Consider the following 26,350-nt stretch of genomic DNA (forward strand, 5'->3'; position numbering starts at 1 on the left):
GTCAGTTTGGTTAGTCATTGCTTATTCTCCTGTTAGTGGATTATAAGCAGTTACACAGTTTTTAGGAAACTCCCCTAAAATCCGATAATATGTATAGTTTTTTGAGTTTTTTATACATATCCTTTTTATAGGCATAAAAAATCGGATTTTTTATGCCTATCGCTCAACCAACTTTTCTTCAATCATTTCAGTTAATAGCTCAGTCACTGTCTTTCGGTTATCAAGCGCAAACTTTTTGAATGCAATATACTTATCTTTGTCAATGTTAAAGTTTACTCGTGCCGTTTTTTGAGGACTATCGGTCACGTCTGACAAAGATAACTCATCTTTTACCTTCTTGCTGGGACGACCTGCTGCTAAGCTCATCATTTACTCCTTATCAAAGAATGTTTTAATTTCATTAACCAATGCTGTCATTTCTTGTACCGCATTACTATTCACTGACTCAGTATCAAACACGGTCTTGCCTAATGCTGCGCTATTTGGATAACTTACACGTTGCATAATTCTACTATCTAACACAGGTAGACCGTACTCTAGTAAAACTGAAGCCACATCCTTACCAATATTAGTATTCTGAATTGCCCTAGACACTACAAAGGCTGCTTTTAGTTTACCGTCAGTCATCTCTATACGCTGCTTTACTAAGTCTACTAAATCGCTAGTCGCCCAGACATCGTATGGGCTAGGCTGTACAGGAATTAATACAAAATCAGCCGCCTTAATTGCAGATAAAGCCAAACTAGTTGCTTGTGGTGAACCATCAATCACCACATACTCTTTATCAGAGACGTTTTTTAGATCTTTATCAAGCGTAGGTCTATCGAGACCTATCACTGGTACTGGATTATCTTCATCTACAGCTCGCCAATCCCGTGCACTGCCCTGCTGATCACTATCTACTAGCAATACACTATGTCCTTGCAGCTGCAAGCCACGAGCTAATTGAGTGGCAATAGTTGTCTTGCCACTGCCTCCTTTTTGATTCAACACAGCAATGACTTTCATAGAGCAATCCTAAGTTTGAGTATTTGAGTATTTGAGTATTTGAGTATTTGAGTATTTGAGTATTTGAGTATTTGAGTATTTGAGTATTTGAGTATTATTAAGACTTTACTCAATAGTTAGATGAATAGCAACATTTTTAAAAAATAACTATATCTTTGATATCGACTGAATTTCTATGTGAATAATATTCATAAAAATGCATAAATTTATCAAAGACTGAGATGCCCCAGTAAACTGACTGCTAACATATAAAGTGTAGCTATCAAGTATCAATATGAGCTACTAAAAGCAATACTTTAGCCGCTCATATTCGTTATAATCCGCTCACCAATCAAAAACCACTAATATGAATGAGGGAACCACTATGGTGAAGTGTCACTTATCGACCATCATGGGTGAAAGACGCCTTAAAATTGCCGATATCTCAAGAGATACTGGCATCAATCGTGGCACCATTACTCGCATGTATCATGAAGAAGCCACCCGCGTTGATCTAGATGTCATCGAGTCTTTATGTACTTATCTTAGAATCAATGTTGGTGATTTATACGAAATCATAAATGAGGACAGCAGTGAGTCACCAGCATAAATAACGTTGTCATGAGCTGTGATTGTCTTTAAACGAATAAAAAGACCTACAGAAGGTTATTTTCTCTTGCAATAGATTAAAATATAGGTATAATTTGACCTGTAGTAAGTCATTTTATTTATTATATGCATATAATGGTCTATAGGAGAATACCAATGAATAACAATCTATCTCGGCTCAATAGCTGCACATGGTTTAGTGAACAGACTAAAACGTTAGCCTCTCAGCTGTTATTAAGCTTACAAATACAGCAAGGCTTACAGCTGGCAACCCTACTTGGTGTTGACCCCATTCTTTATAATGATGAAGCGGTTTATGTCTGGGTGCAACGACAGCTAGATGACGGTCTTATCGTTGACGATCATGCGTTAAGCACCCTTGAAACTGCTTTTATAGAGTTGGTCACAGCTCACACTGACCAAGCAGCGTAATGGCTTTAGCTTATATTTACAGACTTCTTGTTTAACAAGAAACAATAATCCTTAAAGCCAGATAAAGTGTCATTATCTGGCTTCTTGATATAGACAAAGATAACGACAATCAAACAAGCTTTTTTCAGTCTTATATGTCTCAGAAGACGCACTTTTGGGCAATATGGCTTACTGTTACCATATGCCTTTACTCAGTCGGCTCTGCACGCGGCACCCCAGCTATTTTATAATAAACAAAGCCTCTCTCATCTCTCAAAACACTTTTGCTGTCTGCTCTAACGCACCAGCTGATTGCATCAGGCTGCGCTTCATTAACATCACAAGCCAAAATAATCTGCTGACTTTGAGCGTTATCAAATGCCTGCTTCCACCCCGTTTCAAGCTCATCGATGCCGCGCTGTAGCTCTGCTTGCTGGTATCTCATCTCTGCAATCTCATCAAAGCTTGGCACATACCAAAATACCAGGGCCACCAAACTTATTATCACAGCCATCGTACCCGCTGCGACAACGGCTGCAATCCTTTTAATACTCATAGTCTCAATGGACTTATGAATTTTGTCCAAGTCTTTACTAGCTCTACCCTCAACCTGCTCAATCCGCGTTTTGGTGGTGGTCTCAAAGGTCTCAATATCTTCAATAATCTGCTTATGACCAGCTTGGTACTGATTGGTGAATAGGGCTAGATTGTCAGCGCTTGCGCCAAGCTTGTCAGCCACCGCTTGCATGGTACTCACTTGTACCTCTATGCTGTCGTTTTTAGCAGTAACGACCGACTCTACAGCCGTATCAATCTGCTGTTTCATATCGGTGATGATGCCTGCTATTTTGTCATCATAACGACGCGGCATCTCATTGTCAGTAAAAGCAGTCACTGCCGCTTGTAGCTGCTTTAACACGAGTTCTTGATACTGACTCAATGCCTGCGAAGTCGTGCTTGCGCTACTACCTAATTCTTCAATGGCAGAAGACACCTCATTCACCTTGCTATCAATACCGCTAAGCGAACGCTCAAGCCGCCTCGCTACCGCATCATCGGCTCGCTTAATCAGCTCACGCAAGGCCCCAATGACCGGAGTCAATGAAGTCACTAGGTTAACAAGTTGATCGTGTATGTCTTGCTCAGTGCGGTCATTTTTATTCATAGTAAGTACTCATTATTGTAATCATCACAACTAAAATGGGCGTGGTGACGAGTAATGGCGCGCTTTTTCTTGAATAGCCTTGTCTATATCCAGCACTTGTGCGGCCAAGATTTGCGCTAAATTTTGCGTGCCCACGCGGATGTCAGGAATCTGCTCAAAACGCTCATTAAGCGCGTTTATAGTATCAATTTTATGACGGTCGCTAGAAAGCGTGCCGAGCGCTTGTAATAGTGTCTGTACCGACGTATCTCTGTCTATCATCACCCGTTCTGCATCCATGTCTCGCAAACGCTTTTGCAACGCGGTGACATTATCAGTATGCTGAAGCGTTTTTAAAACGAGGGCCTCAGCAGCTAACTTTTCAGCCGCCTCTATCACAGTGGCAGTAGTATCAATCGCTTTAAAGTCGATCTTATCAATACGGTCTTTAACCCGTACCAGCATATTATCAAACCTGCTCTGATACGCCTTGACTTCTGCCTGTCGGGTACGCGCAAGGGCAGTAGCATCTTGCTCTTTTTGTTGTTTTTCTTGCCGCCGCTTCTCTGCTTCCTCTCGCTCACGCCTAGCTTTGTTCTCAGTTTCGGCTTGCTCACGCGCTTTGTTGAGCTGGTATTGGAGCGCCATGGTACGAGTACGCCAGTCATCAAGCCGATCTGCGTTCAATTGAGTGGTCTTGGTACGGGTAATCTCATCGTATAAGTTATCATCTTGCACAATCACCGCTTCACTTTGATCAAGAAGGGCAATACGCTGCTCATAAAACGGCGATAGGCGCTGATAGGTTTTTTGACTGGTATTGATTTGCAGCTTTAATTGTTTGATGTCTTCATTATTGGCGGTTTTAAATGTCTTTACATCAGATGCAAGCATCTGCAAACGTGCCTCAGCGGTATCATCTATCTCTACCGCTTTAAGAGCACGCAGCGCCTCACGCTCTTGCTCAAGCGCTTTAAAACGCTCAACATCAAGATCTGCCAGTGCCGCGAACTTATGATAGGTGTCAAGGTTGCTCGTTACCTCGATCGCCTGCAAATCCTCAAACGCCTCGCGCCAGTGCTGCTGCAGCTCAGTTTTTTCAACATCAATCTCATCAAGCGATTTAAAGTCAGTAGCCAGCTTATTCAGCGTTGCGGCAAACGGTTTTAGGGTGGCCTTAAGCGCCTTATGATCATCAATAACTCGATTGTTAAGGGGAATAAGCTCTTTTAAAACCGTTTTATTGTTCAGCATCGTTTTATCAATCTGTGACAGCTGCTCTTCAAGGCGGCTAACAGCGCGGCCTGTTTGTAGGGTGTCATCTTGTCTAAATTGATCAACCAACACTAAAGCCGTTTTCAGTGCCTCACTTTGCTCTGTCGTATGTATTTTCTGGGCAAGCTCAATCATTTTTTGGCGGGGCTCGCTAAAATCCTGTCCCACCTCCTCGGTGAACCGCTGGGTACTCTTAATGTTTTTATCAATGGTAATAATCTGTTTAGACTGGTGCGCTAACTCTTCATGCAGCGCATCAATGGTTGAAAATAAGGCGCTGCGTACCATCTTTTTTTGACTCACAAAGTTGGCTGAGATTGCTAAAAGCTCATCAAGTGCGTGATCATTGGCCGCATCACTATGCGTCTGACTCTTATTTTTAGGAATAGCGGGTTCAAGTTCAGCGGCAGGATCTACAAAGCGGATATTACTGAGCTCAATTCGCGCAAAGGGTTTACGCTTTTTATAATGTATTGTGACGCCGTTAACCTCTTGTTCATTGCTTTCTAGGTCAATACGTCCCTTGTCGTCATACTCAATTACCAGACCATTTTTTTCAATGTAAGCATTGATCTCATCAATCGTCTCGTTGTACTCATGAATCACTGAACGATTGCCTTTGAGAATATCCTTATATAGTGACTTACCCAGTTTCATTTTTGGTAAACGACTGATGCCCAGCTCACGGTAGGATTTCTCACTAATGGTTTTATTCTCAGGCAGTAGCTCATTGGCCATATCCGCCCAAAGGGTGCGTTGATATTTAAGCTCATCGCCGCGCCCGTTTAACCCCTTAGATAAACGCTCCTCCGTTGACCACTGCAACCAATTCTTGCGTGCTGATAAAGCATAACCCTCAACATCCGCTACTATCTCACGGCTTGAGAGTAAAATATGGGCATGAAAGTTACGACTGGTCAGCTCAACCACTTCAACCTCCCCCACATGTTTCTCGTGACTGTGTGGCCGATGAATGGCTACATCGACAAGCACGTTATAGCGATCAGATAAGGTTTGAGCGTAGCGCTCGGCCAAAACTATACGCTGATCAGCGGTGATCCCATCAGGAAACATCACATCAATCTCAGTACCCAATTGAGCGTTTTTACGAGTCTCAATGCGTTCGATATCATTCCAAAAACCCTCACGTGTCACTGCTAGATCCCCAGCAAGAGTTGGCGTTATCAACGCCGTATGCATCACATTTTTCTCAATAACTTGCGTGTATTTAGTACCATCACTGTCCACTAAATTTAAGATTTTGTCTTTAGCTTTACTGGTGTAATCGTGGACGACTCCTGACTGCTCATCAGCCAGTTTTGAGCCAGAATTATAAGCCGACTTTGCCACCACGCTATGATTTTTCGCCCTACTAACGGCGCTAACTGACAGATGAAACCCTTTATTATTCATAGCAAAAAAACCCAACATTGAGAGATAATTTTTTGGGGGTTGTAGGGGGTTCGCCCCCTGCCGAACGACGGAGTTTATGTAAAAAAATAGCGCCCCTTGTGGGCCTTTTTTACATAAACTCCTAAGTTCGCTCTTAACAGAGGGTTAAAATACTACTGCGCCCACGAAACGATGTGGTCTTGTGTATTTTACTATCTTGCATACCTGTGTATGTACTGCTAGGATCAACTCTATCATAGTTGGCTAAAAAAGGATGAAGTAATGTCAGTAATATCAGATGATTTATTCGCAAATAAGATTAAGCAATTGCAGGCTCTTAAAAAAGAGATTGATCAGGACAGGCTTGAAGCACATAAAATATTGGGGGAGTGGTTGGCCAACGCATTAGACGATGATGACAATCATGAACTGCAAGCCATTTTTTTAGACGCACACGATAATGAAAAGTATGTCCGTTTGAAAAAGCACCGTGAGTTTTTAAAGTCAATTGCTCATAAGATGCAAGGTGAGGCTAAGATGGTATCAAGCAGTTTTACTTCGCATAAAGACAATCAAGACAGTGAGTACGGTTCATTGTTTGATGACAAATCAGCAGCGCAATAACTGTTACTGTTAGCAATAGCCTATTCATCCGTACAACTGAATCGTCTTCTAATTAGTAAAATGCTAGAAGGCGATTTTTAGCTGTTTTAAGCGCTTTAAAATATATTTAGCTATCAGTGTATAGAACAGAGCATAGAATGCGTATAAGGGTGCTTATTAGGCTTTCTAGCAACGATTTGAGATGTATTTACAGAGGTATCGATAATGGCTACTGAAAATGAAGACAAATTATCTACAAAAAATGCGACTGAAAACATGAAACCAGCTTTGTCCAAAATGACAGATGCAGACATTCAAAAGATCTTTGATCGTGCTTTTGAAGATTTCCAGAGGTCGACTCTTGATTCGGACTATGAAAGTGAGGATTAATATCAAGTAAGCGGACAACAGCTGGTTGAGCTACTAAATAATTTTAAAAGCAGTTGGTAGCTCATATTATTATTTCAAATTCGTCGGTTTTTTTGCCTATTTTCCTATTACTTAAAACAAAAATATATTTCTTATTTTTTAATAATTTTTAAAAGCTTTTGTCCTGAAGGTGAAAATCGGCGCAGACACTTACTTCACTTGGTCTACAGCGGAAAAATATTTTTATATAGTGGAAGTTTAGGCGGTTAAAGGTGGAAGTTTAAGCGGTTAAAGGTGGAAGTTTAAGCGGTTAAAGGTGGAAGTTTAAGCGGTATTAGTGGAAAGTAAATTTGTAAATTCCACTAATATTGTTTATTATTCACCATAAGCATTAATCTAGCGAAATATTACGATATGAATAAAAATGAGATGGCACAGTTCCAAAATAACCTACGAGAGTTTATAGGCGAGTCTTATACGGTCAAAGTAGATAAAAATTTAAGCGAACAAGAGCGCGATGAACTTACCGCTCATGTAAGAAGGACAGTGGGTGATAATGATGCCACTATCCTTATTATTGAACCTGTCATAGAATCAAAATTTGATTTTAATTTTGATTTGATTACCTCAGACGTTAAAGAAATCAAACCATTACAGAATGTCAGTCAAGTTGAGAGTAAGCCCAAACCAATTTACAGTGACAAATGGCTGGTGATGCAAAACCGTTTATTAAATGCCATTTCAGATTTGGACTTGAATGAGCGGCGTCTGATTATGTTTTTATCGCCCTTAGTACGTAAGCATGTAGAAAAAGACCCTGATGCCAGAAAACGAATGTTTGTGGTTAATGCGCTAGAGTTTGCCCGTGAATATAATTTAGGCAAAAAAAGTATTTACCGTACCTTGGCAGAAGTTGCTAATAGCATGCTGCACAAAGCATTCTTTTTTTGGAACTTTAAGAATAATGAACGGACGCATAGAACTGGAGTGTCTTGGCTTGTTCAGTGCGAATATAAGGAAAACGAGGGACAGTTAGAAATTATACTGGCCGATACAGTGATTGAGATGCTATCAGTATTCGATCGTGAAAATCCATTTACCAAATGGGAGCGACATTGGATTATTAATCTTGGTAGTTATGGCATGATTTTATTTGAGCTGATTGCCAGTTGTATGTTCCAAAAATACAAAGAAAAGGCGTATACCGTTGACTATTTACGTGAAAAATTTAATTGCGTTGATAGCTATGGTAGGAATATTGATTTCAAACGTTATGTATTAGATAAAGCTATCAGTGATATTCATACGCACACGCCTTACCGTATAACCTACGCTCAAAAGAAAAAAGGGCGGGTGGTGAGTGAGATTGTGTTTAGTTTTGAAGATAGCAGTCAAGCCAAGGTAGAGGCTAAGCAGTCAAAAGCATTGAAGAGTGATCTGAATCCTTTTTCAATTAAAGGTCTAAGCGACGCACAATTAAAGCGCATTGTTCTGAATAAAGAATTTATAGCCAATTATAACCATCTGGTCAGCTCCACCAGTCTAGCAGGCCAAAATGAGGCAGAGTGGGCAATTGAGATGGTCAAAAGACTAAAGACGGATTCTTCAGTTTTCAATAAATGTCCTATTCGTGATTATTTAGAATATACGTAGACTGACAAAAACATCCTATTGCTGGGTGGTTAGGTGCTAGCCTTGGCAGTATTAAGACACTATTATTCTCTAAAAAAACCAGCGCTAATCATTAATAAATGATAATAATGCGCTAGAGGAGTACTTAATTGATTGTTAGCCATAATCTAACGATTATGACCTCAAGATTGCTTGAGGTTTTTTTATATCTTATATTGTATCATGTTGTATATTGTATTATACTATATACAACATGATACAAACGCTACATATTTACTCATACAAAATTAAGGACAATAATTGTGGCCATTACTACACAGCAAATTCATGCTACCGCTGATCAACTGCACGAACAAGATATCAAACCTACTTTAGCAGAAGTGCGTAAGGCGCTGGGTGGTGGATCATTTACGACCATCAGTGAAGCCATGAAGTCTTGGCGTCAGGATAACCAACAAGAAGAGCAGCTAAGACAGGTTGAGCTACCAAGTGGCATTGCTGAACGTTTACAAACGCTTGGCGCGGATATGTGGCAAACGGCCATTGATATTGCCAATGATCGTCTGGTTAGAGAACGGGAGGCTCTAGAGAATATTAAAACCAAGTTGCAAGCTGAGACAGACGAGGCTCAAGACGCGGTTAAGACACTAGAGAGTGAGCAGACTGATTTGTTAGAACAGCTCGATGAGGTCACAGCAACTGCAGAGGCAACGGCTATCACCGCGGCTCAAGTGACTGCTGAACGGGATATGCTGACGCAAACACTCAGTGATACTCAGCACCAGCTGGAGCTTGAACGAGCTAAAACAGCTGCAGCTCAGGCTCAACTTGCTGACCTGCGTAGCAGCTTTGATCAACAGTCAAAAGAGCTGAGTGCCAACATATCGAAGGTGGCCACGCTTGAAGCCACTGCTAATAGCGATAAAGCAGAGATCACACGTGTGAAGACAGAGCTTGAAGCAGTCAAGGTTGAGCTAAAAACAGTGACTACTGAGCACAACCAAATAATGAACCTTACAGCAGAGGTAAAAGGAGAATTAAAAGCGATAACCGCTGAACGTAATAAGTTATCAGGGATCAATGAGCAGCTGACTCAAAAGCAAGCTAAGATTGAAGCAAATCATCAGCTACTGATTAAGCAACACGACACGTTAAATCATGAGAGAACTTTGCTTAGTACAGAGTACACTGCATTGAGTGAGCGGTATGATGAGCTTTCAGTTAACTATCAATCAGAACAGGAAAAGAGTAGCTCATTGACTGCAGAGATTAAAAAGATGCGAGAGACAATTAACACTAAAAGTATCAGTTAAACTTAGTAATAGAGGCCTATTAACAATAACTAAGTCAATCCCGTTCTATTCACACTAAGCTTATGAATCAACCATGACAATGTCGACTCACTGAATAAATGATGGTTGTATAATAAATATTCTAAATTTTTCTCTAGATTCTTATAGTATATAGCCTAAGTGAAAATTATGCTGATTTTGGAGCCTTGAGCAGATTTCAAGGAACACTCACCCTAAAGCAATTATGAGTATAATAATAATGCTCACAAACACTTTAGTGCATCCCTTGAATTTGATGTGATTAGTCATGCCGACTTCATCGCCCATCGCGTCATCAAGACCGTATCACTGTATCAAGCTACGGCTGTTATGATTACGGCTGATAGCACCGCCTAGACACGCTCATAACCGCTACTGTACTGTCATACGCTAGCAAGGGCGTTCGCCCAATGTACCGCTACGATATGCACAAGTAACCACTCATTGCGTTGCTCTGATCCTTTGTCTAGTCACCCCTGTAGGGAGCTCACCCTTATGTCAAACGCAGTCGTCACCGAGGCCTGCCACCCATTTGACGGGTAACGGGTACAGAGAGAGCAACACGAAAATGTAACGAGCGAACAAGCAGTTTTTAAAATGTATAGCAAATAGAGTTGATATGAGAGCAGATTTTGGATAAAATGACCCTAAACGGGCATTTAATGCTGTTCAAATAACGCAGTCTGTGTGCTTATTTGTTCGTTACAGGGTGTTGACGCACACTGTAACCGTTATCTACATTTAAAACTAAATGCCTCTGGGAGTCAACTCCCAGAGGCATTTTTTTGTTTGTCATACAGATTAGGTTTTTAATATCTGATTCTTCGTTAAATTGCTTAGGCTTTTTTTGTCGTCATTTAGCGTAAGCATTTCAATTATTTTGAAGTTAGCAATTAGTACTTAGTACATTCTCACAAGACGTTAAGTTTCTGACAATACTGAGGTAGTTTACTATTAAGACCGCCTTAGTCGTCAGATGCAAGGTTTTACACGCGCTGTTAAGAAGCGGTAAATCATCTTTCTGAGAGAATACGATAATTAAAAGACAAACTTACACTCCTGAGATTAAAGAACGCGCCGTTCGCATGCTGATTGAAGCATTAAACGATTACACCTTTATGTGGTCATGTCATAAAAAGCGCACTAATGAAACTATACTAACCAACATTCAAGACTAAGCTACACATACTAAAGAGCTTGAACATGAGAACAAGAAGCTTACGTAAGCCAGTTAGATTACAGTAAAATCCGCTTTTTTCGCCCAAGGAGAGATAGGACACACAATCAAGTTGTGGCTCAGTTTATTGATAAAAATAAGTGTGTCTACGGTATTAGAGCAATATTGACTGTGCAATATAGAAAATATGCAATAAACTTATTTTCTACCTTTAATAAAATGCAGCAACCTAAACAAGGGTAAATTATGAGTAATTCAGATAACCACAGTCATCAAGCTCCAAACCCTAAAGATATGAATAAAGCTTTTTATATTGGGATTGGTCTAAATTCTGCATTTACGCTCATCGAGTTTATAGTGGGCTACTCAACTAATTCATTAGCTTTAATCGCAGACGCTAGCCACAACTTAAGTGATGTTGCCAGTTTAATAATCTCGTTAATTGGAATGAAATTAGCACAGAAAGCATCTACTACGCTTTATACCTATGGCTACAAAAAAGCTTCTATAATGGCGTCTCTTATTAACGCCATATTGTTAGTTACAATAGTTATAGGTATTGCGTATGAGGCCTTGGGTCGATTTGATACCATACCGGAAGTTGCAGGAAAAGTTATTATTATTACAGCTCTAATAGGCGTATTTATAAATACTGTTTCTGCTTTTGCATTCTACAAAGGTCAAAAAGACGATATTAATGTCAAAGGTGCTTTCTTGCATCTAATGGTAGATGCATTGGTCTCTGTAGGTGTCGTTATCTCGGGCATTATTATTTACTATACAAGTTGGAATATCGTTGATCCTCTAGTTAGCTTGATTATTTCAGTCGTTATACTGTTATCGACTTGGGGTCTACTAAAAGAGAGTATCAAGCTTGCTATCGACGGAGTACCTCAAAATGTTGATCTCAGTAAAATCACTGCTATCTTAGAGAGCTATAATTTTATTCAAAACTTTCATCATTTACATATCTGGGCTTTGAGTACCACTGAGAATGCTCTTACAGTTCATATTGTACCGAAGACCGATATAACGTTTGAAGAGACTATTACTATGAAAGAAAACATCAAGGAAGATTTGGCGCATCAGAATATACAACATGCAACTATTGAATTTGGTACTAAGGCAGATGACAATCAAAAATCGCGTGCATTAAATGAAAGTATCAACTAAAAGATGATAGACCGTATATAGCTATCTCTTTTTAAGTATGAGGCGCGTGCCTTATGTCAACATAATTTTTTCAATCAGTTCTTATGTGATCAATAGTTTAAAACTTTTATATTTACGTGCGTTAGGACGTTACCTAGAAAAAATAAAAAACTTACGCTGATTAAATTATTATGATTAAGTTTACTATTACCCTCGTCTTCTAAGTGTGGTTAGACCTTTGCCAAAATAGCTTATTAGTAATAACAGGGTTATTATTATCAAGATAGGATAATTTCCCATAAGCATAAAGGGCGTGTTACCAACCCGTGCCTGTATCTCACCACGTAGTACAGTACGCTCAAACTGCGGTGCGCGTTTTACAATACGACCTTTATGGTTAATGATAGCGGTAACACCAGTATTGGTCGCTCGAATAAACCAGCGCCCGTTCTCAAGCGCGCGCATTTGTACCATTTGCAAATGTTGCAATGGTCCTGCTGAAGTGCCAAACCAGGCATCGTTAGAGACGGTCAACAAAAAGTCAGTATCGATGGCATTTTTACGCGTGGTATCTGGATAAGCTACCTCATAACAGATAGCCGTCCCTATATTGTGTTCACGCACCTTTAGCGGTGACTGCTGATCACTACCACGACTATAGCTCTTAATATCCTGACTACCGGCCAAACTTGGGAAAATATCGAGCACGCCTTCAAATGGAATATACTCTCCAAAAGGCACTAGACGCTGCTTCTTGTATAGGCCTTCCGCTTCTACACCTCGAGCAATCACGCTATTGTAAAATGGGGGATACTTATCCGTACTGGCATTGAATGCCGCTTTATCCTTATAAGGGATACCAGTTATCCATGTCGTATTGGTCGCATTGGCCATTTCTATCATTTCACTAATAAAGCCCGCAGCCTCATCCTGAAACATCGGAATAGATGATTCAGGCCACACCACCACATCACGTCCCCACTCAGTGCGCGTTAACTTCGCATAAATCTTTAGCGTTTCTACTTGATATTGCGTCAGCCACTTTATATCTTGTGAAATATTACCTTGAATCAATGACACTGACAGATCAGGTGTGCCCTTAGGTTTTGTCCATTGCGGATTGACCAGCCATAATGATGTGCTAATGGCTAATAACAGTACAGAAACGACGGCATAACTACTGCGTCGAAGCAGTAGCTCTACTAAACTTGCAGCCAATAGTATGGCAACAAAAGAGACGGCAAAAACACCAGCAACGGGTGCTAAGGACGATAACCAATACTCTTCAGTAAATGCATAACCAACAAACAGCCACGGAAAGCCTGTGAATAACCAAGTTTTTAACCATTCTTGTAGCACCCAAAGAGCAGCAAATGAAAAGGGTTGTTTGCCTACCATACGGTTAAAGACTAGTGCTAAAAATCCATGAAACAGTCCCATACCGAGACCCATCAATCCAATCATAATCAATGCGAGCCACGTTGGAGTATCGCTATAATCATGGATGGCAGTATAGAGCCAAAAGCCGCCGACGCACCATAGCCCCATACCGTAAGCTTCACCGATAATAAAAGCGCGACGACCACTCATATTTGGTACCAACAGCGCATATAAAATCGCTGGTGACACTATTGCTAGCGGCCAGAACTCATGAGGCGCTAGCGCAAATAAAAAAATAGCCCCTGCAAGCCATGCTGCTACTAGCGTAAACCATAGCGGTAATTGATTTGAGTGAGTACTCAAACGCTTTTGTAGATTAATAGTAGACAGGCGCATCGCAAATTATCCAAAATTATGAGTTTTGAATTTTTAGTCAAAATCCAAAACTCGGATAGACCTGTTAATACTACAGGCAGCATTTCAAAATGAAAACTGCTTATGATACCAGTCCGCACTGCTCAATGGATAAATTTACGTACTCCGTTTGATGGGTTATTATGCTACATTACCAAACGATATGAAGTGTTACTTGACCTTCTATAGCTCACAATATCTACAGTACATGAGAGAGCACTATGACCCCCTTAAAAATAAAATCCAGTCTTATATTCAATCGTTATCTGTCTAAGGGGTTGCGTAGTACGTTAGTATTACTTGCCGCCTCATCACTATTTGCTTGTAGCCAACCGAGTAGTGGCGTATCTGATGCAAGCACAACATCGGCATCAACTGAAGATGTAGTGACTGTTCCGAAGACAGCTGAACCAAACGTTATAAATACTCCTATGATGACATCAGTAAGTAAACCAGACCTACTAAAAAACGTCTCAGCCACTGTCTATAAAGATGCCAATTGCGGCTGCTGTAAAGAATGGATAAGTCATGCAGAAGATAATGGTCTAAGTGCAACCGCGCAAGATGTTGCGGACTTAGCCGTATTTAAAGAGCGCTACAGCGTTCCAAATGAAATGCGTTCTTGCCATACTGTAGTCACTACTGATGGTTACGTCTTTGAAGGTCATGTACCCGCTAAATATATGGCGCAGTTTTTAGAAAATCCGCCAGTACAAGCTATGGGTCTTGCCGTACCTGGCATGCCTGTTGGTAGCCCGGGTATGGAGTATCAAAATAAATTCATGCCCTATCAGGTTATGCAACTCAATAAAGACGGGACGACCCAAGTTTATGCTGATATTGAATCGGTAGAGCAGCAATTATAGTGTGTTAGCAGTTAAGAATACTTTGATTATAGTGTTAGCGTTAAAAGCGAATGAAGCAAGTATAAGACTGTTCTATTGCTTATAAAATGATTCTTCATCAAAAAATTCATTAGCTATTGCGACTTTAAAATTAAAAATAACTTTGAATTTGTAACTTTTGATGACAATGTAAGCGGATTTATCGGTTATTAACCCTTAAAATAGATAAATAACTAAGGGTTAATACAAGAATATACAGGATGTATCGAAACAATTACGTAATATTACATAAGCCAGTAGGGAATTAACATCTATATTAATATTATAAATTATTATATTATCTTAATAATTAGTTAGACCCTATATAGGGTAATTACTTCATCCAATAGAAAAACGTCTGAGGGTTAAATCTAAATTATAGATTTAACCCTCAGACGTTTTTTTGCTTATAAAACAGTAGAAATTGTGGTCAATCTAGTCAGCTATATTCTGTACATGTTACACAAACTTACATTGTAAAATGTGGGATATTAGCAATTTTTTCGACATCAAAAAAGTATTTTTGGGGTTTTTAAGGGGGATGACAGGCTAAACAGCCTATGCTAAAGTCGGCTTTGTGTTTTGGTCAGCAGCTTGATTTGTAACAGCTTCGTAAGACTTCAATGAGCTGTGATCGCCAATAATCATTTTTTATATGAATAATATGCAGCAGAAGTATCAGTCACTATGACATATATATACTTGAGTTATTGAGATTTAATTGACTGCGCTGTTGTTGATAACAGACGATTTTGAATTAACCGTAGGTATTAGATTTATGAAACAGGCTTTATTGATTTTGTCAGTACTGGGTATGGGCATAGCACAAACGAGTGGTGCTGCTATCACAATCTCTCAAACAAATAATACCATCACCAATACTTCTGTGGCATCAAACTACGGTTCATCAAAAAACATCTATAGCACCAAAAGTGGTGCTTATGTTTCTAATAATGATGAAATTAGTCAAGCTATTAGCAACCTAAGTGCGCAGGCTAAGCAAAAAGAGAATCAGCTTTCATCGCTGAACAGCCGCTTATACGCTGAAAAACAACAGCAGCAAGTCAATACAGTTCCTGACAGCAATTCAGCCCCCGCTATCGCTGCTGCTCGCGCCTCAAAAGTGGCTTTATCTGGCAGCTCTGGATATTGTGCCCGTTACGTACGTAAAGCACTACAATCAGCTGGTTATGAATTTACACCCAATCCTTCAGCCTATCAGTACGCCACTCGTGGCACGCTTGATAAAGCAGGTTTTAGCAAAATCAGTAATGATATGCCAACCCAAGTAGGTGATGTTATTGTCTATGATCGCTCATCAAAGCGCCCGCATGGCCATATCCAAATATTTGATGGCGAAAATTGGATTTCTGATTTCCGTCAGAACAGCATCAGCCCATACAGTGGTGTCTATGCTTATACGACATGGCGCGATTCAAAATACGTGGATGACGCATCCGCATCAGATCGTAATATCTACCTTGCTATGAATGATAAATAAGACTTTCTAAGTCAGCACAACATAGTTGTTATTTCCTCCAACCCAGTAGTGATCTTAATATCATTGCTGGGTTTTTTTGTGCTTAACATCAGGGCGTATTTAACCTTTCATGATTTGATCCGTCAGAAATGAACACTACTGATATCATTACTCATGACAGGAGTTATCGACAAGCGCGTTTAAAATGCCACATGATGACGCTGGTGCACTACTTGCACATTTCTGGCGCAAAACGGTCAAGTGATGCTTTAAGTGCATCAGTTCTTCCATTCGTATTTCCACAGCATGAATGTGCTCATCTAGCAAGTTATTCACATCGCCGCAGTCCTTGTCAGGCGACTCCCAGTATTCAAGTAAGATTCGCACATCATCTAAAGCCATATCGAGCGTACGGCAATGTAGGATAAATTGTAGACGCTCAATGTGCTCTTCATTATATAAACGATAATTCCCTTCGCTACGAAAAGGCTCGGGTAATAAACGCTCTTTTTCATAATAGCGAATGGTTTCTACTGTGGCACCTGTGCGTTTAGCGAGCTCACCAATTTTGATTGTCATAACAACCTCTATGATTTAAATAATTAAAGTGGCTGTAAAGACTAGCGCTAGAGAAATTAAAATTACGAAACTGTAGATAAATAACCTTGACTCTAAAGCCACTATAGGGTTCATAATATCATTATTCAAAGGGTAAATTATTATGAAATATCATATTGAAGGTATGGACTGTGCCAGTTGCATCGGCAAGATTGAAACAGCTTTGAAACGTATGCCTGGGGTTTCTGATGTTCAGCTGAATTTCGCTACAGAAACGCTAGAGCTAAATTTAGCCCCTGGTGCGCCGACTCAGGCTAGTGATATCGAAAAAACAATCAAAAGCCTAGGGTTCGGCATCTCTGCCAATACTGGTCAACAAACTGTATCGGCTATTGATATTGACAGCGACAATCAGATGGCTCCGCAGGATAAGCAATGGTGGCAAACTCAAAAAGGCAAACAGGTTGTTGGCCTCGGTATTTTGATGGGCAGCGCTTATGCACTGTCACTACTGTTGCCCGCTTATGGGATATGGGTGTTTGCCATCGCTGTGATTGTAGGCGTTTTTCCATTTGCGCGCAAAGCCTTAGCACTGGCTAAAACAGGTTCATTCTTTTCAATTGAAACGCTGATGTCCGTCGCCGTGCTTGGCGCACTTATCATTGGTGAAGCTGAAGAGGCCGCAGCAGTTGTCTTTTTGTTCTCAATCGGTGAACTGTTTGAGAGTATCGCTGCTGATCGCGCTCGCGCTGGCATCAGAGCCTTATCATCGCTGGTTCCGAAAAGTGCAATTTTACTTGATGCTCAAGGTGGGCAGCGTAACGTTCCAGCGACTTCATTACAAGTGAATGACCTTGTGCTGGTGCGTCCTGGAGATAGGGTATCTGCTGATGGTTCCATTGTTCAAGGTGCGTCCAGCCTTGATGATTCGCCCGTGACGGGAGAGTCTGTTCCTGTTGCCAAGACGATGGGTGACAATGTATTTGCAGGGTCAATTAACATCGATGGTGTGCTCCAAGTGCGCGTAGAAAAGACAGCCGCCGATAACACCATTTCGCGCATTATTGAGCTGGTAGAGCAAGCCCAAGCCTCCAAAGCACCCACTGCCCGTTTTATTGAGAAATTCAGTCGCTATTACACACCGGCAGTGATGGCTATTGCCGCACTAATTATTATCATTCCACCGTTAGCCATGGGTGGAGATTGGTCGACTTGGTTGTATCGCGGTCTAGCACTGTTGCTGATTGCCTGTCCCTGTGCTCTTGTACTATCAACACCCGCTGCCATCGCCTCTGGTCTTGCTGTTGGTGCGCGCCGTGGCTTGCTGATCAAAGGCGGTAGTGCTTTAGAAACTATCGGCCAAGTGAAGACGGTCGCTTTTGACAAGACAGGCACTTTAACTGAAGGCAAACCACGCGTGACCGATGTTGTTGCCTTTACACAAGAGGACTCAAGTATTCAAGGTCAGAATTCTCAAGGTCAAGATGAGATATTGGCACTTTTTGCCAGTGTGGAGACTGGTTCTAGTCACCCACTTGCTGAAGCCATTGTCAGCCATGCTGAAGCCGCTAAAGTTGTTATACCTGTGGCTTCCAAAGCTTCTGCTACTGCGGGTAAAGCGGTACACGCAACTGTCGCGGAGCGCGCGCTAGCTATCGGTTCGCCTGTTTACGCAGCCGATGAGGCATTGATTTCATCCACACAACAGGCGCAAATTGAGGCGCTGCAAAATGAGGGTAAGACCGTCTCTGTTCTTTTCGATGAGCAAAACCGTGAAGTGCTTGGATTAATCGCGCTAAGAGACGAATTACGAGACGACGCTCATGAAGGTGTGGCTCAGCTCAAAGCGATGGGTGTGCGCTCCGTCATGCTAACAGGCGACAACCGCTTAACCGCTCAAGCACTTGCCAGTAATTTAGACGTGGAATGGGAAGCTGAGCTGTTGCCTGAGGACAAACTGCGCCTGCTTAACGAGATGAAGAACAACCGCAAAATAGCGATGGTTGGTGATGGTATTAACGATGCGCCAGCGCTAGCAACTGCCGATGTTGGCATCGCGATGGGTGGTGGTACCGATGTGGCCATTGAGACGGCCGATATCGCATTATTAAAAAGTCGTGTTACGGATATGGCTCATCTCATCGCACTTTCACGTGCCACCATGCGCAACATTCATCAGAACGTCATTTTCGCTTTGGGTCTCAAAGGCGTCTTTCTGATCACGACCGTATTCGGCATTACTGGACTATGGATTGCGGTTCTAGCTGATGCTGGAGCAACAGTGCTCGTTACTCTTAATGCGTTACGTTTACTGCGCTTTAAGGGAGCGCCTCCACTGGTAAATCCGCCTAAAGTAGTTAAATAAAACCCTTCGAAATCAATTAAAAACTAGAGATAGCAGCAGATTTCGGGGGTGGGTTCTAATAATAAAAATTCCACCGCCACAGTAAACTGCAACCGCATTAGAGTAAATAAGGTTAGACCGTATGTTGATTACAGAATTGGGCTATTTTGCCTTGCTTACCGCTTTTGTATTGGCGTTATTGCAGGTAATTCTGCCAACTATTGGTGTTATTCATAACCAAGTTGCTTGGCAACGACTAGCCCCTAGCTTAGCTTGGGCACAGTTTGCCGCCATGATAACGTCATTTGGCGCTTTGATAGCAGGTTTTTATTATAATGATTTTAGCCTCAGTTACGTCGCGCAGCATTCCAATACGCTGTTGCCTTGGTACTATAAGTTATCGGCGACATGGGGCGGACACGAGGGCTCTTTGCTGCTATGGATGACCATCATGGCCACATGGTGTGCACTGGTATCATACTTTAGTCGCGGCTTGCCGTTATCAATGCGTGCGCGGGTATTAGTTATTTTGGCCGGTGTACAGTTAATGATGCTAACGATGCTGATATTTACCTCGTCACCGTTTGAGCGTACCTTACCCAATCTAGCGGTCGATGGCGCTGATTTAAATCCTGTCCTACAAGATTTCGGTCTGATTATTCATCCGCCCATGTTATATATGGGCTATGTGGGTATGGTAGTACCTTTTGCATTTTGTATGGCGGCATTGTGGGAAGGGCGTTTAGATGCTGCTTGGACACGCTGGTCACGTCCATGGGCGCTCGCGGCTTGGGGGTTTTTGACCATTGGTATTGCACTGGGCTCGTGGTGGGCCTACTACGAGCTTGGCTGGGGCGGTTGGTGGTTTTGGGATCCGGTAGAGAATGCCTCGTTTATGCCTTGGCTTGTCGGCTTAGCATTGCTGCATTCATTAGCAGTCACTGAAAAGCGCGGGGTGTTTAAAGCATGGACCATTATGCTGGCTATTTTCGCCTTTGCCTTAAGCTTGCTTGGCACGTTCCTGGTACGCTCTGGAGTCCTTACCTCAGTGCATTCGTTTGCCGCTGATCCGACGCGTGGTTTGGTTATCTTAGCTATTCTTGGCATTATCATCGGTAGTGGTCTATTAATGTTTGCCGTTCGAGGTTGGCGTTTAACCGTTGAAAGTCAATATCAGCTGATTTCACGTGAGTCCTTTTTAGTGATCAACAACGCCATCATTTTGATTGCAACCTTAGTGGTGCTGCTCGGCACCCTTTACCCTATTATCGCTGATGCCTTTGGTTTAGGACAAGTGTCCGTTGGCCCTCCTTATTTTAATGCATTATTTGTACCTTTAACGTGGCTGTTATTAATAGCTATGGGTATGGGCTCAAATATTCGCTGGAAAAAAGACACCCGTCCACTACTGGGTATAGGCATGGTCATCGCCGTTAGTAGCTTAGTATTAGCTGCCATTATTACTTACTTTGTTAATCCATCGTCTATGCTTAATATTGGTGTGACTTTAGCCGTTAGCTTTTGGGCACTGCTATGGATGGCAGTTGATTTTAAAGATAAAACTAAGAATGCGCCTAATCTTTTTAACGGTTTGCGGCAGTTGCGTCTGAGCTATTGGGGTCAACAGACTGCTCATATTGGCGTATTGGTTGCTGTCATTGGCATAGCCTTTACTAGTAGCCTGAGTATTGAGCGTGACGTAGCAATGGGTATTGGCGATACAGTCAATGTTCAAGGTTACGATTTTGAAGTAACTGAATTTTTTGAAATAAAGGGTAGTAACTTTGATGCAACGCAAGCGCAAGTCGTGGTATCCAAAGACGGTCGTGAAGTGGCGAAACTGACTCCAGAAAAGCGTACTTATATTATCAGCACGATGCCAACGACTGAAGCCGCTATTGACCCCAGTCTTATGCGCGATGTTTATGTCGCACTGGGCGAACCTATTGCCGATGGTAGTAACCAATGGGCATTAAGGATTTATGTAAAACCATTAATTCGCTGGATTTGGTTAGGGGCAATTATCATGGCTCTAGGTGGATTAATTAGTATGCTTGATAAACGATACCGCATCAAAAAAGTTAAAGCTCCGTTGCTAGTTACTGGTAGTTTGGCTACTGATGGAGTCAATGAGGTAGCTATTGAGCAGGCAATCTCAGCATCGACGATGTCGACACTAAAGGAGAAATAAATGACTATGTCGAATAACACTCCTGAGCAAAAAGATAGCCAAAACAGTAAGCAGCGTAACCCAAAGGCAATGAAAAAAAAGCAGATGAAGCTATGGTTCTTAATTCCGCTTATCCTCTTTTTTGGTTTGGTAGTTATATTGTACATGCGCTTAGGTAAACCAACAGACATTGTGACCAATACCGCTCTTGAGCGTCCGGTTCCTGCCTTTGAGCTGCCGTTATTAGCAGATACTACCCGTACTATCACCAATAATAATTTGCCAGATAAGCCGTTTTTACTTAATGTTTGGGGCTCGTGGTGCCCAACTTGCATTATTGAGCATCCGTTTTTAATGCAACTAGAAGAGCGCGGCATTGATATCGTTGGTGTGAATTATAAGGATGAGATTGGTAATGCGCTCAGTTACTTAAACCAAGGCGGTGATCCATTTTCTATGTCTATTCAGGATTCATTGGGTCAGTTTGCTCTAGACTTAGGCATAACTGGTGCGCCCGAAACCTTTGTTGTGGATGGAGATGGCATCATTCGTCAGCATATTGTTGGTGAGATTAATGAAGCCAATTGGCAACAGCGTGTTAAGCCGTGCCTGACCGTACTTAATGAGGCTAATAAGAACAACGATAGTCCTGATCTCATTCAGGTTGAGGAGATGTGCAAATGAACGTTACTCGAATAAGAGCTCCTCAAATAAAACTCAATATAATTTTAAAACTAGCAAGCTTAATACTAGCGTGTCTGCTTAACATGACGGCAAACGCAGCTATTGACGTATACGATTTTGATTCACCACAGCAAGAAGCTCAGTATCGTGGATTAATAGAAGAGTTTCGCTGCCCAAAATGCCAAAATCAAAACCTTGCAGCCTCTGATGCACCGATTGCACAGGATCTAAAGCAAAAAGTCTATGATTTAATTAAAGATAGACGTAGTGATGCTGAAATACGCGCCTATATGCAAGAGCGCTACGGTGACTTTATTAGCTACAAGCCGCCTATGCGACCATCGACATGGATCCTATGGTTTTTTCCACCACTATTATTGCTCGTCTTAATTGTTGGTTGGTTTTGGCAAAGTAAACGCCGCCAAGTTGTCGCCCGTGGCCAAAACGGCGTTACAGTGAACAGTACTGCTGCCTTGACCTCTGCGGAAAAGGCTGAGCTTGATCGTCTATTATCGCAAGCTGAGAATGTCGACCACGATATTACTAGCATAGAGGACAAAAAATGACTCTATTTTCTACTTTTGGCTTATTTGTAGCTCTAAGCTTGCTGATTGCTCTTATATTTGCGCTAATTGCTATTATGCCATGGCTACGAGCACCGCGTTTGCAGTCCAAACCAATAGACAATCAACTGCTAGATATTAATGTTGCAGTATTTCGCGAACGTTTAGCTGAGCTACAAACAGATAAAGACAGCGGTACTATTAATAATAGCCATTATCAAAATCAAAAGCTGGAACTGGAGCGTCAGCTATTAGATGCGCAGCGTCAGATAACACCTATGGTCACCCCTGATGTCAAAAGCCGTTTAATTGTCGCAGCTTGGATCCCAATATTGGCTGCAATGGCGTACTTACTAATAGGCAATCGTACGCCCGTGTTTGATTTGTGGACAAGCGAGGACAAAGTAGGACAAGTGGCTGATGACCTATTGACGGCTAAGATTGATAAGCCACCAAAGTGGGCGACTGAAAACGGTCGTCAGTTGATTAGCGCTATGCAGACCAACGTCCATCGTAACGCTGATGATCCTAATCGCTGGATGCGCCTATCTGAACTTTTCTTATCGATGGAGGCGACTGACTCTGCGTTAGAAGCCTTATCGCGTGCCTATCGTTTAGCACCTGATAACGAGGAGATTGCTACTACTTATGCTCAGACTAGTTTTTTTGTTAATGAAGGTCAGTTAGACGCCAATATTCGCCGTCTATTACAAGCTATATTAGCTAAGAATCCGCAGCATGAACGGGCTCAAATGCTCATGGCAATGGGTGAGACTCGTAGTAGTAACTTTGCCCAAGCGCAAGGTTGGATTAAACGCTTACAAGGCAGCATTGTGGCCAAACCAGGTGATCATACTAAAGCTTTAGCAAGCTTAGATGAGTTAAGCAACTACGTTAGCACGCAAGAAAAGCAAGCGCTAGAAGGTATTGACGTGACAGTGAAAATTAACGCTAATTTATTACCGTTAGTGAAAGCTGATGATGTGTTGTTTGTTGCGATACGTGACGTTAAAGGAGGTCCACCGTTTGCCGCCAAACGTTTACCCATTAGTATTATCAAGCAAGGTGAGGCTAGTATCCGCTTAAGTAATCTTGATGCGATGATGCCAGATCGCACGTTAAATTCAGCTCGTAGTGACAAAACTCAGTTAGCAGTCGTTGCTCGTATTAGTCATAGCGGTAATGCCATAGCAGAATCAGGCGACTTATCGGGTAATCCTATAATGATTAGCGTTGAACAGACTCAGGTTAATGTTGAAATCAATCAACAGATTCCCTAATAAAAAATTATTACCGTAAGTTTCATAAAACCAGAGCGGTAAGTGGAGCCGTTTATGAAAGTGGCGCGATTAATAATTGTATACCAAAAACATATACGTTTAACATTGTTCATTGTATAAACATAGATAAAGAAAACAACTATGACTGAATCTACCGACAGATTAGATAGTACTAAATTGAATAGCGTTGAATCGGCTAGTACTAATATTGCTGACAATAAAGTACCTATAGCTGTGAGTAGTACTCATCAATCGATTGACTCTAAAACCATGAATCATACGCCTAAAGCTATGTACGTGACTTCAGGCAACTCAATAACACCTAAAGGTAAGTTGGACAAAATGCCAAAAATGGTTGCCAATGGCAGTCGCGCTTTTATCTGGTATTTGTTGGCGATAATGGTATTAATACTTGATCAATGGACTAAGTGGTTGGCCCAAACCACATTAGCGTTCAATGACCCCGTACCGGTCATTGAACCATTTCTCAACTGGACACTCGCTTATAACTATGGGGCAGCATTTAGCTTTTTAGCCGACGCTGGCGGTTGGCAGAAATGGTTTTTCTCAGGCTTAGCTTTTGTAATGGCTATCTTTTTAACGGTTTATTTAATCAAAGCGCCACGTGCAGCCAAGCTATTATCTATGGGGTTGGCCTTAATGCTTGGTGGTGCGATTGGCAACTTAATCGATCGTTTAAGAATTGGTAAAGTGGTTGACTTTATCCATGTGCATTATGCTGATGTATGGAATTATCCTATTTTCAATGTTGCAGATATAGGTGTCTGTGTCGGTGTCGCATTGATTATAATTGACATGATATTTTTAGAAAGTAAGCGTAATAAATAAGCACATTGATGCCGATTATCACAAACAAAATGAACTAGCGTCGTAGTCACTCTATACGGAAACATACTTTTTATACTTGAGTATGTTTATAAAATGTGAACTGGAAGATAATGTATGACTGGTATAGGTACTCACTCATTTTAGGTCTTAAAACTCAATACTTAAAAGCTCTGCGTAGAGCCATTATTATAGAGACATTGAATAATCCATAAATTCTTTATTGATCATAACAAAAGGAAAATACAGTGTCACAGGCTCAGCCAACTATTGAAAAAATTCACAGCCTTAGAAAAAAACAAGAGACAGCGTTAAAAAGTCTTACCCTTATAGGCTATCTAGAAGGCACCTCTTTCTTATTATTGCTCTTCATCGCCATGCCACTAAAATATATGATGGACATTCCAGAAGGTGTGAAATACATCGGTATGGCACACGGTATGTTGTTTATTACCTATATCATAATACTTATAGGCTCAGCTATCAAAATAAAAATGCCTCTTTGGGCAATACCTGCGGGCGTACTCGGCTCACTCTTACCTTTTGGCCCATTTATATTCGATCATTTACTAAAAAAGAACTTGCAGGAAAATGTAAGTAAAGAAGCCTAGAACAAGCTCTGCTACAAATGCCACAAACGTATCTTATTACTCAAGATTATTTTTCCTAACTAAATCACAAGCCGCCATCACTCATCATGGCGACAAATGAATAACATTGAGCAGAAATTAATCACAATAAAACTTTAATTCAGACCAAGTATGAATAGCCTCACACTCCAGTTACTTTTCGAACTTATCTTACATACTATCGACAAACCCGTCTTGTTTAAAAGCTAAACAGGTTTTGTCATTCGCGATGGCTTTCCTGTTATCGTAGGGTATACCCCAAGGGAACCATCTAAAAGGCATCAAAAACCGATTAATAGACGACTTAAAATAGACTGCTGTAATGGAACTACTTATAACAGACTATTGTACGTGTTTATGTTTATCAGAGCGTGTCTACGAGCGTCTACCAAAGAATAAGATGCCAAGCGTACCAAAAACGAGCTTATACAGTTTGCTACTGATCATGATCACAAAATTGCCGCCTTCTATGTCGAAAACGAATCAGGCGCAACTTTAATACGTCCACAGTTAATGTAAGTGATCGATGATGCCTATGAAGGCGATATAATTTTGGTAGAGCAGATTGACCGCTTAGCACGTTTAAACCAAGCTGATTGGGATACTCTCAAAAGAATGCTATTAGAAAAGAATCTGGGGTAGTATCAAAAGAGCTACCGACCTCATATATGACGCCTCAATCTGAGAGCAGCACTGAATTTATGAGCAGCGTATTACAGTCCATTAATTCGATGATGCTTGATATGCTCGCTGTTATTGCTAGAAAGGACTATAAAGATCGACATAACCGTCAGGTGCAAGGTATTGCTCATGCTAAGACAGAAGGTAAATATTTAGGGCGTAGGAAAGATACCGAAAAGCGTAAGATTATTGCTAGCCTCCTAAAATCTGGGCATAGCTATTCTGAAATACAAGCTACAGCTAAGTGTTCGCGTCAGCTGATAGCTGTTATAGCTAAACAAATACTCAAATACTCAAATACTCAAATACTCAAATACTCAAATACTCAAATACTCAAATACTCAAATACTCAAAT

General features: G+C 41.2%; 22 protein-coding genes and 1 pseudogene. 17 read left to right on the forward strand and 6 right to left on the reverse strand.

Translation table 11 applies throughout. The features are described from left to right. Positions 1-156 precede the first annotated feature (156 nt). The gene (locus I3249_RS12000; protein WP_057758776.1) at positions 157-366 is read right to left on the reverse strand and encodes a hypothetical protein; all 210 of its coding nucleotides are present in this window, start codon (positions 364-366) and stop codon (positions 157-159) included. A gap of 3 nt (positions 367-369) precedes the next feature. Next, a complete protein-coding gene (parA, locus tag I3249_RS12005; protein WP_057758778.1) occupies positions 370-1,008 on the reverse strand; it encodes a ParA family partition ATPase in 639 nt (212 codons plus the stop codon). A 364-nt stretch (positions 1,009-1,372) separates the two neighbouring features. Here parA and I3249_RS12010 point away from each other — a divergent pair, with 364 nt between their 5' ends. Continuing rightward, positions 1,373-1,597 (forward strand): helix-turn-helix transcriptional regulator, encoded by a 225-nt coding sequence (locus I3249_RS12010; protein ID WP_057758779.1) that lies wholly within the window; start codon positions 1,373-1,375, stop codon positions 1,595-1,597. 155 nt (positions 1,598-1,752) lie between these two features. Continuing rightward, positions 1,753-2,028 carry a hypothetical protein gene (locus I3249_RS12015; RefSeq protein ID WP_057758781.1) on the forward strand — a complete coding sequence of 92 codons (276 nt, stop codon included), beginning with the start codon at positions 1,753-1,755 and terminating at the stop codon, positions 2,026-2,028. A 187-nt stretch (positions 2,029-2,215) separates the two neighbouring features. On the opposite strand, the gene I3249_RS12020 is transcribed toward I3249_RS12015, so the two are convergent. Both I3249_RS12020 and I3249_RS12025 read right to left on the reverse strand, forming a co-directional pair. After that, the gene (locus I3249_RS12020; protein ID WP_201569629.1) at positions 2,216-3,172 is read right to left on the reverse strand and encodes a hypothetical protein; all 957 of its coding nucleotides are present in this window, start codon (positions 3,170-3,172) and stop codon (positions 2,216-2,218) included. A gap of 30 nt (positions 3,173-3,202) precedes the next feature. After that, the gene (locus I3249_RS12025) at positions 3,203-5,839 is read right to left on the reverse strand and encodes a MobA/MobL family protein (protein ID WP_201569631.1); all 2,637 of its coding nucleotides are present in this window, start codon (positions 5,837-5,839) and stop codon (positions 3,203-3,205) included. Between the two features lie 261 nt (positions 5,840-6,100). Between I3249_RS12025 and I3249_RS12030 the strand changes: the two genes are divergently transcribed. From I3249_RS12030 to I3249_RS12050, 5 genes are all read left to right on the forward strand, one after another. Next, positions 6,101-6,442: a hypothetical protein gene (locus I3249_RS12030; RefSeq protein ID WP_201569633.1), complete on the forward strand. Its 342-nt coding sequence runs from the start codon at positions 6,101-6,103 to the stop codon at positions 6,440-6,442. Positions 6,443-6,646: 204 nt separating this feature from the next. Further along, complete coding sequence (locus I3249_RS12035) at positions 6,647-6,811, forward strand: hypothetical protein (protein ID WP_201569635.1); 165 nt, start codon at positions 6,647-6,649, stop codon at positions 6,809-6,811. A 393-nt stretch (positions 6,812-7,204) separates the two neighbouring features. Then, positions 7,205-8,443, forward strand: coding sequence for a replication initiation protein (locus I3249_RS12040; protein WP_201569637.1), 1,239 nt, complete (start codon positions 7,205-7,207; stop codon positions 8,441-8,443). 281 nt (positions 8,444-8,724) lie between these two features. Continuing rightward, complete coding sequence (locus I3249_RS12045; protein ID WP_201569639.1) at positions 8,725-9,735, forward strand: DNA-binding protein; 1,011 nt, start codon at positions 8,725-8,727, stop codon at positions 9,733-9,735. Between the two features lie 1,441 nt (positions 9,736-11,176). Continuing rightward, complete coding sequence (locus tag I3249_RS12050) at positions 11,177-12,103, forward strand: cation diffusion facilitator family transporter (protein ID WP_201569641.1); 927 nt, start codon at positions 11,177-11,179, stop codon at positions 12,101-12,103. 186 nt (positions 12,104-12,289) lie between these two features. Here I3249_RS12050 and lnt read toward each other — a convergent pair whose 3' ends face one another. Further along, positions 12,290-13,858 carry an apolipoprotein N-acyltransferase gene (gene lnt, locus I3249_RS12055; RefSeq protein WP_238070128.1) on the reverse strand — a complete coding sequence of 523 codons (1,569 nt, stop codon included), beginning with the start codon at positions 13,856-13,858 and terminating at the stop codon, positions 12,290-12,292. Between the two features lie 239 nt (positions 13,859-14,097). Between lnt and I3249_RS12060 the strand changes: the two genes are divergently transcribed. Together I3249_RS12060 and I3249_RS12065 are read left to right on the forward strand one after the other, a co-directional pair. Further along, positions 14,098-14,742: a DUF411 domain-containing protein gene (locus tag I3249_RS12060; RefSeq protein WP_082787298.1), complete on the forward strand. Its 645-nt coding sequence runs from the start codon at positions 14,098-14,100 to the stop codon at positions 14,740-14,742. Between the two features lie 796 nt (positions 14,743-15,538). Beyond that, on the forward strand, positions 15,539-16,261 hold the full coding sequence (locus tag I3249_RS12065; RefSeq protein WP_201569643.1) for a CHAP domain-containing protein: 723 nt from the start codon (positions 15,539-15,541) through the stop codon (positions 16,259-16,261). 147 nt (positions 16,262-16,408) lie between these two features. Here I3249_RS12065 and cadR read toward each other — a convergent pair whose 3' ends face one another. Further along, complete coding sequence (cadR, locus tag I3249_RS12070) at positions 16,409-16,819, reverse strand: Cd(II)/Pb(II)-responsive transcriptional regulator (protein WP_007394845.1); 411 nt, start codon at positions 16,817-16,819, stop codon at positions 16,409-16,411. 142 nt (positions 16,820-16,961) lie between these two features. On the opposite strand from cadR, the gene I3249_RS12075 reads away from it, so the two are divergent. The 8 genes and pseudogenes from I3249_RS12075 to I3249_RS13150 form a co-directional block, all read left to right on the forward strand. Continuing rightward, the gene (locus tag I3249_RS12075; protein WP_102083145.1) at positions 16,962-19,163 is read left to right on the forward strand and encodes a heavy metal translocating P-type ATPase; all 2,202 of its coding nucleotides are present in this window, start codon (positions 16,962-16,964) and stop codon (positions 19,161-19,163) included. A 121-nt stretch (positions 19,164-19,284) separates the two neighbouring features. Further along, positions 19,285-21,333 (forward strand): heme lyase CcmF/NrfE family subunit, encoded by a 2,049-nt coding sequence (locus I3249_RS12080; RefSeq protein ID WP_114701930.1) that lies wholly within the window; start codon positions 19,285-19,287, stop codon positions 21,331-21,333. Beyond that, on the forward strand, positions 21,334-21,996 hold the full coding sequence (locus I3249_RS12085) for a DsbE family thiol:disulfide interchange protein (RefSeq protein ID WP_114701929.1): 663 nt from the start codon (positions 21,334-21,336) through the stop codon (positions 21,994-21,996). Next, on the forward strand, positions 21,993-22,562 hold the full coding sequence (locus I3249_RS12090; RefSeq protein ID WP_102076229.1) for a cytochrome c-type biogenesis protein: 570 nt from the start codon (positions 21,993-21,995) through the stop codon (positions 22,560-22,562). The genes I3249_RS12085 and I3249_RS12090 overlap by 4 nt, the downstream gene beginning before the upstream one ends. Beyond that, a complete protein-coding gene (gene ccmI, locus I3249_RS12095) occupies positions 22,559-23,839 on the forward strand; it encodes a c-type cytochrome biogenesis protein CcmI (RefSeq protein WP_114701928.1) in 1,281 nt (426 codons plus the stop codon). The genes I3249_RS12090 and ccmI overlap by 4 nt, the downstream gene beginning before the upstream one ends. A 141-nt stretch (positions 23,840-23,980) precedes the next feature. After that, positions 23,981-24,688 (forward strand): signal peptidase II, encoded by a 708-nt coding sequence (gene lspA, locus I3249_RS12100; protein WP_114701927.1) that lies wholly within the window; start codon positions 23,981-23,983, stop codon positions 24,686-24,688. 275 nt (positions 24,689-24,963) lie between these two features. Beyond that, positions 24,964-25,296: a DUF3817 domain-containing protein gene (locus I3249_RS12105; RefSeq protein WP_201569651.1), complete on the forward strand. Its 333-nt coding sequence runs from the start codon at positions 24,964-24,966 to the stop codon at positions 25,294-25,296. 375 nt (positions 25,297-25,671) lie between these two features. Continuing rightward, positions 25,672-26,350: pseudogene (locus tag I3249_RS13150) on the forward strand (recombinase family protein); the annotation flags it as partial.

Origin of the sequence: Psychrobacter sp. Ps1, from assembly GCF_022129425.1 — a bacterium.
Lineage (GTDB): Bacteria > Pseudomonadota > Gammaproteobacteria > Pseudomonadales > Moraxellaceae > Psychrobacter.

Excerpts from the sequence above, each read along its gene's own strand:
- I3249_RS12000 (WP_057758776.1), bottom strand. The coding sequence starts at position 366 with ATGAGCTTAGCAGCAGGTCGTCCCAGCAAGAAGGTAAAAGATGAGTTA.
- parA (WP_057758778.1), bottom strand. The coding sequence starts at position 1,008 with ATGAAAGTCATTGCTGTGTTGAATCAAAAAGGAGGCAGTGGCAAGACA.
- I3249_RS12010 (WP_057758779.1), top strand. The coding sequence starts at position 1,373 with ATGGTGAAGTGTCACTTATCGACCATCATGGGTGAAAGACGCCTTAAA.
- I3249_RS12015 (WP_057758781.1), top strand. The coding sequence starts at position 1,753 with ATGAATAACAATCTATCTCGGCTCAATAGCTGCACATGGTTTAGTGAA.
- I3249_RS12020 (WP_201569629.1), bottom strand. The coding sequence starts at position 3,172 with ATGAATAAAAATGACCGCACTGAGCAAGACATACACGATCAACTTGTT.
- I3249_RS12025 (WP_201569631.1), bottom strand. The coding sequence starts at position 5,839 with ATGAATAATAAAGGGTTTCATCTGTCAGTTAGCGCCGTTAGTAGGGCG.
- I3249_RS12030 (WP_201569633.1), top strand. The coding sequence starts at position 6,101 with ATGTCAGTAATATCAGATGATTTATTCGCAAATAAGATTAAGCAATTG.
- I3249_RS12035 (WP_201569635.1), top strand. The coding sequence starts at position 6,647 with ATGGCTACTGAAAATGAAGACAAATTATCTACAAAAAATGCGACTGAA.
- I3249_RS12040 (WP_201569637.1), top strand. The coding sequence starts at position 7,205 with ATGAATAAAAATGAGATGGCACAGTTCCAAAATAACCTACGAGAGTTT.
- I3249_RS12050 (WP_201569641.1), top strand. The coding sequence starts at position 11,177 with ATGAGTAATTCAGATAACCACAGTCATCAAGCTCCAAACCCTAAAGAT.
- lnt (WP_238070128.1), bottom strand. The coding sequence starts at position 13,858 with ATGCGCCTGTCTACTATTAATCTACAAAAGCGTTTGAGTACTCACTCA.
- I3249_RS12060 (WP_082787298.1), top strand. The coding sequence starts at position 14,098 with ATGACCCCCTTAAAAATAAAATCCAGTCTTATATTCAATCGTTATCTG.
- I3249_RS12065 (WP_201569643.1), top strand. The coding sequence starts at position 15,539 with ATGAAACAGGCTTTATTGATTTTGTCAGTACTGGGTATGGGCATAGCA.
- cadR (WP_007394845.1), bottom strand. The coding sequence starts at position 16,819 with ATGACAATCAAAATTGGTGAGCTCGCTAAACGCACAGGTGCCACAGTA.
- I3249_RS12075 (WP_102083145.1), top strand. The coding sequence starts at position 16,962 with ATGAAATATCATATTGAAGGTATGGACTGTGCCAGTTGCATCGGCAAG.
- I3249_RS12080 (WP_114701930.1), top strand. The coding sequence starts at position 19,285 with ATGTTGATTACAGAATTGGGCTATTTTGCCTTGCTTACCGCTTTTGTA.
- I3249_RS12085 (WP_114701929.1), top strand. The coding sequence starts at position 21,334 with ATGACTATGTCGAATAACACTCCTGAGCAAAAAGATAGCCAAAACAGT.
- I3249_RS12090 (WP_102076229.1), top strand. The coding sequence starts at position 21,993 with ATGAACGTTACTCGAATAAGAGCTCCTCAAATAAAACTCAATATAATT.
- ccmI (WP_114701928.1), top strand. The coding sequence starts at position 22,559 with ATGACTCTATTTTCTACTTTTGGCTTATTTGTAGCTCTAAGCTTGCTG.
- lspA (WP_114701927.1), top strand. The coding sequence starts at position 23,981 with ATGACTGAATCTACCGACAGATTAGATAGTACTAAATTGAATAGCGTT.